This is a genomic window from Fusobacterium sp., assembly GCF_029258315.1.
Lineage (GTDB): Bacteria > Fusobacteriota > Fusobacteriia > Fusobacteriales > Fusobacteriaceae > Fusobacterium_B.
Map to the genome: position 1 here is coordinate 49,231 of NZ_JARHZE010000063.1, position 9,583 is coordinate 58,813.

A 9,583-nucleotide genomic window follows, 5' to 3' on the forward strand; every position below is an offset into this window, starting at 1 on the left:
TTTAGATAAAAATATTTAGCAATACAAAAGTAATTTTAGTGTATAACAATTTAAAATAATTTATAAAATCAATATTTTTATAAATATCTCTTTTTTTACCATTGTTAAATTTATATATCTTTTTCCTTAAAAATAAAAAAGGCCATAAACAAAACTAATTGTTTATGACCTAAAAGATATATTTTATTCTTTTATTTTTAATTAATCATCCCAACACTCTGTATTCTTTAGTCCAGGTATACTACTAGCTTTAAATACTGGATCTTTTCCTTCAGATCTTTGTTTCTGATAATCCTTAACAGCTGCTATTGCGATTCTTGCTAAAACAGCTATTGTTAATAAGTTCATTGTTGCCATAAGTCCCATAAATAAATCTGCTAAGTCCCAAACAATTTGAATTTGAGCAACGCAACCAAATAACACCATTGCAACAACTGCTATTCTATAAAGAGTTAACCACATTTTATTTGCTTTTATAAACTCTATATTAGTTTCTCCATAATAATAATTTCCTATTACTGATGAGAAAGCAAAGAATAAAATACAAGCTGCTATAAATATTGATCCCCAAGAACCTACTTGAGAAACTATTGCATCTTGAGTTAGTTGTATTCCGTTAGAAGAATTTGAAGTATAGTTTCCAGAAATTAATATTATAAAAGCTGTACAAGAACAGATTACTATTGTATCTGTAAATACTCCTAAAGCTTGAACTAATCCTTGTTTTACTGGGTGAGAAACATCTGAAGTTGCTGCTGCGTTTGGAGCACTTCCCATTCCTGCCTCATTTGAGAATAATCCTCTCTTAATTCCTTGCATAATTACTACTCCAAATAATCCTCCTGCTACTGGTCTTAATCCAAAAGCACTTGAGAATATTAAAGATATTATTGAAGGAATTATAGCTATATTTTTAACAATTATAAATAATGCTACTAAAATATATGCTACTGCCATTACTGGAACTAAAATCTCAACAACATGAGCTATTCTTTTTATTCCTCCGAAAATTATCACTGCTGTAACTGTTGCTAAAACCATTCCAACATGTAATCTACTGATACCAAATGCCTTTTCGAAAGCAAAAGACATTGTATTTGCTTGAACTGAGTTAAATATTAAACCATATGTTATAGAAATAAGGATTGAGAATATTATACCCATCCATCTTTTTCCTAAAGCTCTTTCCATATAATAAGCTGGTCCGCCTCTAAAATGCTCTCCATCTTTTATTTTATAGATTTGTGCTAAAGTACATTCTATTAAACTTGAACAGGCTCCTATTAAAGCTATAAGCCACATCCAAAATACTGCACCAGGTCCCCCAATTACAATTGCTATTGCAACTCCTGCTAAGTTACCAGTACCAACACAAGAAGCTATTGATATACAAAAAGCTTGGAATGAAGATATCCCTTTCTTGGTCTTAGAACTTTTTCCACTTAAAAGTCTAAACATTTCCCCGATCATTCTTACTTGAATAAATCCTGTTCTAATTGAAAAGTATGTTCCTAAAACTAAAAGTAATGCTATTAATAGGTACGAGTATAATGCATTGTTAACTAATCCTATTATCTTTGATAACTGTTCCATATTTTCCTCCTTAATATATTTTTAAAAAATTGTTAAATTAAGTTCTTCAGATAGTTCCTCCAGAAGATAAACTCCTGCAATAGAATTTCCTTTTTTATCAAGTGATGGTCCAAAAATCCCAATTCCCATTTTTCCTGGAACTACTGACACTATTCCTCCACCTACACCACTTTTTGATGGAATTCCTACTCTCACAGCAAATTCTCCAGAACTATCATACATTCCACAAGTAACCATTAATGTTTTTATTATTGTGGCTATTCTTGGAGTAATAATTTGTTCTCCTGTACTTGTTTTTCCATTTTTAGCTAAAAATAATCCTATTCTTGCTAAAGTCTTAGCTGTTACTTCGATAGAGCATTGTTTAAAATAGATATTTAAAGCATCTTCAACATTTCCTTCTATTATTCCTTGGCTTTTTAAAAAATATCCCATTGCTCTATTTCTATTTCCTGTTTCTGACTCTCCACAATAAATTTTATAATTTACATCTAAAGTATTATCTTCAGATATTTTTCTAAAAAATTCTAATAATCTTCCAAATTTTTCTCTTGCATCTTTTCCTTTTATCATTGAACTTACTGCTATTGCTCCTGCATTAATTAAAGGATTATATGGTTTTTTTCTGCTTGATGTTTCCAATTTTTTTATAGAGTTAAATGGATCTCCTGTTGGTTCCATTCCTACTTTATTGAAAACATACTCCTCTCCATTATCTAAAATTGCTAACATCAAAGTTACTATTTTAGAAATACTTTGTACTGTAAATTTTTCTTCACAATCTCCTGCAAAATATTCATTTCCATCTATATCATAAATACAAATTCCAAGAGCATCTTTTTTTGCTTTGTCCAATTCTGGAATATAATTAGCAACCTCTCCTAATTTCGCTTTTACCTGATTTTTCTTCACTAAATTTCTCAATAAGTCATTCATTTTTTCCTCCGTGATACTTTTCAAAACATTTTTTTCTATTATTATAGTTTTTTTATGTTATACAAGCACAAACAACTTAATGACACTATACAACTTTCATTTTGATATGTCAATATATTTCTGAAATATTAAACATATATTTTTTATATTATTTTTTTATAATTTTCTTAAACTCTCTTATTTTTTTAAATTTCATTTTTATTATTCATTCAATATATCATTTTTTCTGTTTTTATAAATAATTATTAAAATTAATTTTATTTTATATCAAGATTGATTTTATATATTTTATTTAGTAAATTTATGTGGGTAATTATATCATACTTCTATTTTTTAACCTAAATCTTTTTTTTTATTTTTTTTCTTTTATCATAAAATAATCCTTTTACGATATTTTTTTAATCAAAAAAAGAGAGCCAAAAACTCTCTCTTTTTATTGTAATTTTCTAATTTTATTAATTCATTAAGATTCCCATACTATAAAGTATTTTTACTATAATATATATAACTGGAAATGTGATCACTGTTCTTAATATAAAGAATTTTAGTGTATCCCAGAAATTAAATCCTATTTTTGAAGAAACTAATATCATTCCTGTTTCACTTAAGAAAATTAATTGTGCAAAAGATAAAGTTCCTATCAAAAATCTTGTCATTTCACTTGGAACACTTTCTATTAATAATGATGGTAGATACATATCTGAAAATCCAACTATCATTGCTGGTGCCATCACTGCTGAAACCTCTTTAGAGAAGCCAAAAACTCTTAAAATTGGAATAAGAGGCATTGAAATTATTTTAAAAATACTTGTATGCTCTGCTATAACAAGTCCTAAAGTTCCCATAAACATAATAACAGGTATAAATGTTATATAAAGTATTCCAACTTTTTTTACTGAATCCATTAATATGCTGACTAAATTAGCTTTTGATGCTACTTCTGTAGCTTTTTTTATAGCTGAGTAAAAAGAAGTACTCGCTTCTTCTCCAGCAAAATTTTTTCCCATGTAATACTCATCCTTAAATTTCTTTAAAGGTAATCTTGCAATAATCATTCCAGCTATAATGGTAGAAAATGCTATTGTTGCATAAAAAATAACAAACCTATCTGATAATCTTAATAAATCTGCAACAACTGCAGCAAATGATATTCCAACTATTGAAAAAGATGTTGCTATTGTTACAGCTTCTCTTTGAGTATAATATCCTTTTTGATATTGTTCGTCTGTAACAACTATTCCTATTGTTCCATCACCTAAAAAAGATGCTATCGCATCAATAGCTGCATATCCTGGAACTTTAAAAACTTTTCTCATAAATGGAGCTATTAAAACTCCAATAAATTCTACTAATCCAAATGCTGTCAAGAATGGCATTAACATTACCCCTACACAGAATGTTACCATTAAAGATGGCAATAAGTCTGTTGCCATCATTCCTCCTGTATTTGGATCTAAAATTATACTTGGTCCCACTCCATAATGAACCATTAAAAAGAAAATTCCTCCTAATATTCTTGCTAATCCATTAATTGGTCCACAAACAAAAAATTCTTTTAAATATTGATTTTTAAAATCTTTTTTTACAAATCCTATAATTGTTCCAATTATTGTAACCACTGAAACAACTACAACTAATCCTCTTATTTGTTCAATATAACCATCTATTATCAAAGCTTTGATATGTGCCATCAAAATTGACGACTCTCCTCCAATTGTTATTGGAGCTAAAAAAGCCATAACTCCTAAAATTGAATAAAATAAAAATTTAAAAACTGCCATCTTCCCTCCTGATTTTATTTTTTATTTAAGGTTTTTTAAAAATATCTATATTTACATCCACTGTAATTTCTAGTTCATTTAATGAAAATAATTTTTCTATCCCTTCTCTTGGACTTCTCCATCTGTATGGTGTCATATTAAATAAACTTTTTATACTTTCATTTTCTTTTATAGTTGTTTTGTAAGCACAATTTACTGTTTCTATATATTCAAATATTTTTAAATCTTCTATTGGCGAATAGAAATCTTTTCTTACTTCTTTGTATACCACTTTTTTCATCTCTTCAAGATGATTTTCTCCAGTAGATACAATTATTAAATATCCTCCTTTTTTTAATGTTCTCATTTTTTCTTCTGGTATTATTTTCGCAAACATACACACTATATAATCCAATGACTCATCTTCTATTGGTATATTAGACGCACTGGCAACTACCCAATCTATGTTTTTATTTTTTTTAGATGCACTTATTACTGCTTCTTTTGATATATCTATCCCTATAATATTACTTTTTATTTCCTTTTCATCTAAAAATTTTTTCATATTATCTGTATAATAACCTTCTCCACACCCAATGTCCAAGATGGAGATATCATTCTCAGAATAATATTTTAAAATAATTTCATTTACCTTATTAGATATCCCTTTATAATAATCCTTTTCTAAAAAATTTTTTCTACTGATGACCATATCCTTATCATCACCTGGATTTTTACTATGTTTTTGATTATCTAACAATAAATTCACATAACCTGTTTTAGCCATATCATAAGTATGACCATTTTTACAATGGTAATTTTTCCCATCTTTTTCTAATATTTCTTTACATTTTGGACAAATTTTCATTTTTCCCTCTCTACTCTTCTATTATCTCTTTTAATTTTTTATTTAACAATCGATAACCATCTGGACTTAAATGAACTCCATCTGGACTATATTTATTATCTAAAACTCCCATACTATTTAAAAATAAATTATCTATCATCAGTTTTTCTGTAAAAAGTTGTTCTCTTAAGAAAAAATTTAGGTTCCTTATTTTTTTATTTTTATCCACATACATTGTTGGTAAAACCGAAACAACAATAACTCTTTTAAATCTTTCACTTAAAATATCTAAAATTTTTAAAATATTTTGAAAGATTTTTTCTGAGGAAACATTGCCTAAAATATCATTTACTCCTACCATCAAAACAGAAGTATCACCTTTTATATTTTCATTTTCTTCCAATAGCCATAAAACATCTCTCGAAAAATATCCTGGAACTCCATAGTTTTCAACTTCTGGATACTTATTCCAAGCTGTTATGCTATCCCCTAAAAAAACTATTTTCTTATCCACTTTTTCTCCTTATAAACTGGAAATTTTCTTCATCACGATATTGTAACATAATTAACTGATTTTTTTAATTATTTTTTTAATTATTTTCCTTTTAGTTTCTCTTGACACAAAAAATCCATAATTTCATGATAAAATTCCTTCCAAAGTTTTGTTAGTATAATTAAATTTTTTATGTTAAAATAGGGATTAGCTTAGGCTTAATTTATTTTAGGGAGATGATTTTATGAAAACTAATAAAGCTATTTTTTTGGATAGAGATGGAACTATTAATATTGATAAGGAATATTTATATAAAATAGAAGATTTTGAATTTGAACCAAAAGCTGATGAAGCTTTAAAAATATTATATGATTTAGGATATATTTTGATAGTAGTCACAAATCAATCTGGAGTAGCTAGAGGATATTATAAAGAAAATGATGTTGAAACTCTCCACATTAACCTTTCTAAACTTTTAGAAAAAAAGGGAATTATTATTTCTAAATATTATTATTGCCCTCACCATCCTAGTAAAGGAATTGGAAAATATAAAAGTGATTGTGCTTGCAGAAAACCAAATCCTGGTATGTTACTAAAAGGAATTGAGGAGTTTGATATAGATCCTTCCTTATCTTATATGGTAGGAGATAAAGAGTCCGATGTAGAGGCTGGATTAAATGCTGGAGTTAAATCTGTTTTTTTAGGTAAAGAAAAAGATATAAAAATTGATAATTATTCCAATAATATTTCAATTTTCAATTCTCTTTATGACTTTGCTATTTCTTTAAAAAATAAATCATAAAATATTTATTTTTAAGTTGTAAAACCCTAACTAAAAGTGATAGAATATAAAATAGTTCTGTTATTTTTATATAAAAATATAATTTATAATTTTGGAGAATTTATGGAAAAGCTAATTGAAACATTAAATGAAACATTTGGAAAAATTTTTGAAATAAATCATATTTCAAAAGTGGAAATTGATAGTAGAAAAATTGGTAAAGATGATGTTTTTATTGCTATCAATAACGGGAAAAATTATATTCAAGAAGTTCTTGATAAAGGTGCTTCCCTTGTTATCTGTGATGATTCTCATTGGAAAAATAACAATAAAGTTATTGTTGTTGAGGATTCTATCAAAGCTATGCAACTGCTTGCAAAAAATTATCGTCAAAAGCTTAATACTAAAATTATTGGTATCACTGGCAGTGAAGGTAAAACTACAACAAAAGATATTATTCATGGAGTTCTTTCTTCTAAATATAAAGCAAAAAAAACTCTAGGAAATTATAATAACCATATCGGACTTCCTTTCACTATTCTTCAATTAAAAGAAGATGATGAGTTTGGAGTTATTGAAATGGGTATGAGTCATAAAGGAGAGATTCCTATTCTTTGTGAAATAGCTGGTATTGATTATGGGGTTATTACCAATATTGGTGATTCTCATTTAGAGTTTATGATTAACAGAGACAATGTATTCGAAGAAAAAAGTCAAATAAAAAATTATATTCCAAAAGAAAATTTATTTATTTTTGGAGATGATGTTTATCTTTCTAAACTTCTAGGAAATAAAATTGGATTTAATAGTGAAAATAATTTTATTATAAATAATTATACTGAAACTTCTGAAGGAGTTAAATTCAGTTTAAATAATGAGAATTATCTTTTTAAATTAAATGGAAAGCACAATTGTATCAACGCTTCTATTGCAATTTCTTTAGGACTATCCCTTGGATTATCAAAAGAAGAAATTCAAACTGGACTTGATTCTGTTCAAGTAACACCAATGAGATTTGAAAAGATAGTAAAAAATGGAATATTTTATATTAATGATGCTTACAATGCTAGTCCTGTTTCAATGAAAGCATCTCTCGAAACTTTTAATAATATAAAATTTGACAATAAAAAATTGGCTATTATAGCTGATATGGGTGAAATGGGAGCTGATGAAATAAAATATCATAAAGATGTTATTGATTTTGCTTTAACTACCGAGATTGATAATTTTATTTTATTGGGTGAAAGAATGAAAAAAGCCTTGGAAAACTTTAATGATGAAAGATTAATTTTCTGTAATTCTAAGGAAGAAATAAAAGAATTAATAAATAAAAAATACAAAGATAATATTATATTATTAAAAGGTTCTAACTTTAATCATCTTTGGGAAATAATTTAATTAGGAGTAAAAATGTTATATATTTTAGGAGAATTGTATGAAAAATTAAGTTTCTTAAGTTCAATTTACTTAAGAATGTCTATTGGTTTTGTTTTATCTTTTTTAATTGTTCTTGTAACTGGAGCCCCATTTATAAAATATTTAAAAAAGAAAAAATTTGGTGAAGAGATTAGAGAATGTGGTCCAGCATCCCATTATTCTAAAAAAGGAACTCCAACTATGGGAGGAGTTCTTATGATTTTTGGAGCTCTACTTTCTACTTTAATTGTTTGTGATCTATCAAATAAATTTGTAATTCTTTTGATTATCACTACTTTTCTTTTTAGTGCTCTTGGCTTTATTGATGACTATAAAAAATTTACAGTCAATAAGGATGGACTTTCCGCAAGAAAAAAAATGTTATGTCAAACTCTTATTTCTGTAATTGTTTGGATATTTATAAAAGAGTTTGGAATTACTGGAAATAAAATTTTTGATTTCTCTATTGTTAATCCATTAATATCAAATTCTTCATTATATATAGGTAGCTTTTTTATGTTAATTTTTATTATTTTTGTTGTAAATGGTACTTCTAATGCTGTTAATATAACAGACGGACTTGATGGACTTGCTACTATGCCTGTTATAATAGCTAGCTCAATTCTTACTTCCATTGCATATTTTTCTGGTCATATTGAAATGAGTTCTCACTTAAAATTATTCTATATAGTTGGATCTGGAGAGATTGCCGTATTTTTATCCACTATAATTGGATCTGGACTTGCTTTTCTTTGGTACAATTGTTATCCCGCTCAAATATTTATGGGAGATACTGGTTCTCTTACTTTAGGGGGAATCATTGGGGTAATTGGAGTTATATTAAAGCAAGAATTATTGATTCCTATTATTGGTGGAGTTTTTGTTATGGAAGCTGTTTCTGTTATTCTACAAGTTGGATCTTATAAATTAAGAAAAAAAAGGATATTTAGAATGGCTCCTATTCATCATCACTTTGAGTTAATGGGAATCCCTGAGTCTAAAGTAACTTTTAGATTATGGATAATGGCTCTTCTTTGTGGTGGATTAGCTTTAAGTATTATTAGATTAAAAGGAATTCTATAAGTTTTATTATTATAATTGGAGGTTGTTTATATGAAAAAGGCCATAGTTTTTGGTAATGGTGTAAGTGGTAAAGGTGCAAAAAAGTTACTAGAACACGAAGGAATAGAGGTGATTTTAGTAGATGATAAATCTGGAGTAACTTCTGAGGCTGCTCTTAAACTTCTTGATGAAGTTCAACTATTTATTAAAAGTCCTGGTATTCCATTTGATAATTTTTTAGTTAAATCTGCTCTTGAAAAAAATATAGATGTTATTGATGAGATTGAACTAGGATATAGATATATAAAAGATAATAATCTATCTACAAAAATTATTGCTATCACTGGAAGTAATGGAAAAACTACAACTACTTCTAAAATAACTGAACTTTTACAAAAAGCTGGATTAAAAGCAATGCATGCAGGTAATATTGGAAACTCTCTTGCGGAATTGATTTTAGAAAATAGGGATCTTGAGTATGCTGTTTTAGAATTAAGCTCTTTCCAATTAGAAGGGATTAAAGATTTCACAGCTGATATATCTCTTATTGTAAATCTTTCTCCTGATCATCTTGATAGATATTCAGCAGTTGAAGACTACTATGATGCTAAATTTAATATTTGCAAAAACCAAAGAGATGATAAAATATTTATCTATAATTTAAATGATGAGGAAACTTTAAAAAGATTAAATGA

At 27.1% G+C, this 9,583-nt stretch carries 9 protein-coding genes; 4 read left to right on the forward strand and 5 right to left on the reverse strand.

Annotation, left to right across the window (positions count from 1 at the left end; all coding sequences use genetic code 11):
* Positions 1-201: 201 nt before the first annotated feature.
* The 5 genes from Q1J48_RS05045 to Q1J48_RS05065 form a co-directional block, all read right to left on the reverse strand.
* Positions 202-1,593 carry an alanine/glycine:cation symporter family protein gene (locus Q1J48_RS05045; protein ID WP_300327907.1) on the reverse strand — a complete coding sequence of 464 codons (1,392 nt, stop codon included), beginning with the start codon at positions 1,591-1,593 and terminating at the stop codon, positions 202-204.
* A 21-nt stretch (positions 1,594-1,614) separates the two neighbouring features.
* The gene (glsA, locus tag Q1J48_RS05050) at positions 1,615-2,529 is read right to left on the reverse strand and encodes a glutaminase A (protein WP_300327905.1); all 915 of its coding nucleotides are present in this window, start codon (positions 2,527-2,529) and stop codon (positions 1,615-1,617) included.
* 455 nt (positions 2,530-2,984) lie between these two features.
* Positions 2,985-4,310, reverse strand: coding sequence for a YjiH family protein (locus Q1J48_RS05055; protein ID WP_300327903.1), 1,326 nt, complete (start codon positions 4,308-4,310; stop codon positions 2,985-2,987).
* A 25-nt stretch (positions 4,311-4,335) separates the two neighbouring features.
* A complete protein-coding gene (locus Q1J48_RS05060) occupies positions 4,336-5,157 on the reverse strand; it encodes a putative RNA methyltransferase (RefSeq protein ID WP_300361652.1) in 822 nt (273 codons plus the stop codon).
* A 10-nt stretch (positions 5,158-5,167) separates the two neighbouring features.
* Complete coding sequence (locus Q1J48_RS05065; protein WP_300327899.1) at positions 5,168-5,650, reverse strand: SGNH/GDSL hydrolase family protein; 483 nt, start codon at positions 5,648-5,650, stop codon at positions 5,168-5,170.
* A gap of 223 nt (positions 5,651-5,873) precedes the next feature.
* Here Q1J48_RS05065 and Q1J48_RS05070 point away from each other — a divergent pair, with 223 nt between their 5' ends.
* The 4 genes from Q1J48_RS05070 to Q1J48_RS05085 all read left to right on the forward strand — a co-directional run.
* Entirely contained in the window at positions 5,874-6,431 is a 558-nt protein-coding gene (locus Q1J48_RS05070) for a D-glycero-alpha-D-manno-heptose-1,7-bisphosphate 7-phosphatase (protein WP_300361656.1), read from the forward strand.
* Positions 6,432-6,533: 102 nt separating this feature from the next.
* The gene (locus Q1J48_RS05075) at positions 6,534-7,808 is read left to right on the forward strand and encodes a UDP-N-acetylmuramoyl-tripeptide--D-alanyl-D-alanine ligase (RefSeq protein WP_300361659.1); all 1,275 of its coding nucleotides are present in this window, start codon (positions 6,534-6,536) and stop codon (positions 7,806-7,808) included.
* 12 nt (positions 7,809-7,820) lie between these two features.
* A complete protein-coding gene (mraY, locus tag Q1J48_RS05080; protein WP_300327893.1) occupies positions 7,821-8,909 on the forward strand; it encodes a phospho-N-acetylmuramoyl-pentapeptide-transferase in 1,089 nt (362 codons plus the stop codon).
* A 30-nt stretch (positions 8,910-8,939) separates the two neighbouring features.
* Positions 8,940-9,583, forward strand: a 644-nt coding sequence (locus Q1J48_RS05085) for a Mur ligase family protein (RefSeq protein WP_300361662.1), incomplete at its 3' end; no start/stop codon positions are given.

What these genes read in the sequence shown, in the direction of transcription:
- Q1J48_RS05075 (WP_300361659.1), top strand. Translation starts at nt 6,534, where the DNA reads ATGGAAAAGCTAATTGAAACATTAAATGAAACATTTGGAAAAATTTTT.
- mraY (WP_300327893.1), top strand. Translation starts at nt 7,821, where the DNA reads ATGTTATATATTTTAGGAGAATTGTATGAAAAATTAAGTTTCTTAAGT.
- Q1J48_RS05060 (WP_300361652.1), bottom strand. Translation starts at nt 5,157, where the DNA reads ATGAAAATTTGTCCAAAATGTAAAGAAATATTAGAAAAAGATGGGAAA.
- Q1J48_RS05070 (WP_300361656.1), top strand. Translation starts at nt 5,874, where the DNA reads ATGAAAACTAATAAAGCTATTTTTTTGGATAGAGATGGAACTATTAAT.
- Q1J48_RS05055 (WP_300327903.1), bottom strand. Translation starts at nt 4,310, where the DNA reads ATGGCAGTTTTTAAATTTTTATTTTATTCAATTTTAGGAGTTATGGCT.
- Q1J48_RS05045 (WP_300327907.1), bottom strand. Translation starts at nt 1,593, where the DNA reads ATGGAACAGTTATCAAAGATAATAGGATTAGTTAACAATGCATTATAC.
- glsA (WP_300327905.1), bottom strand. Translation starts at nt 2,529, where the DNA reads ATGAATGACTTATTGAGAAATTTAGTGAAGAAAAATCAGGTAAAAGCG.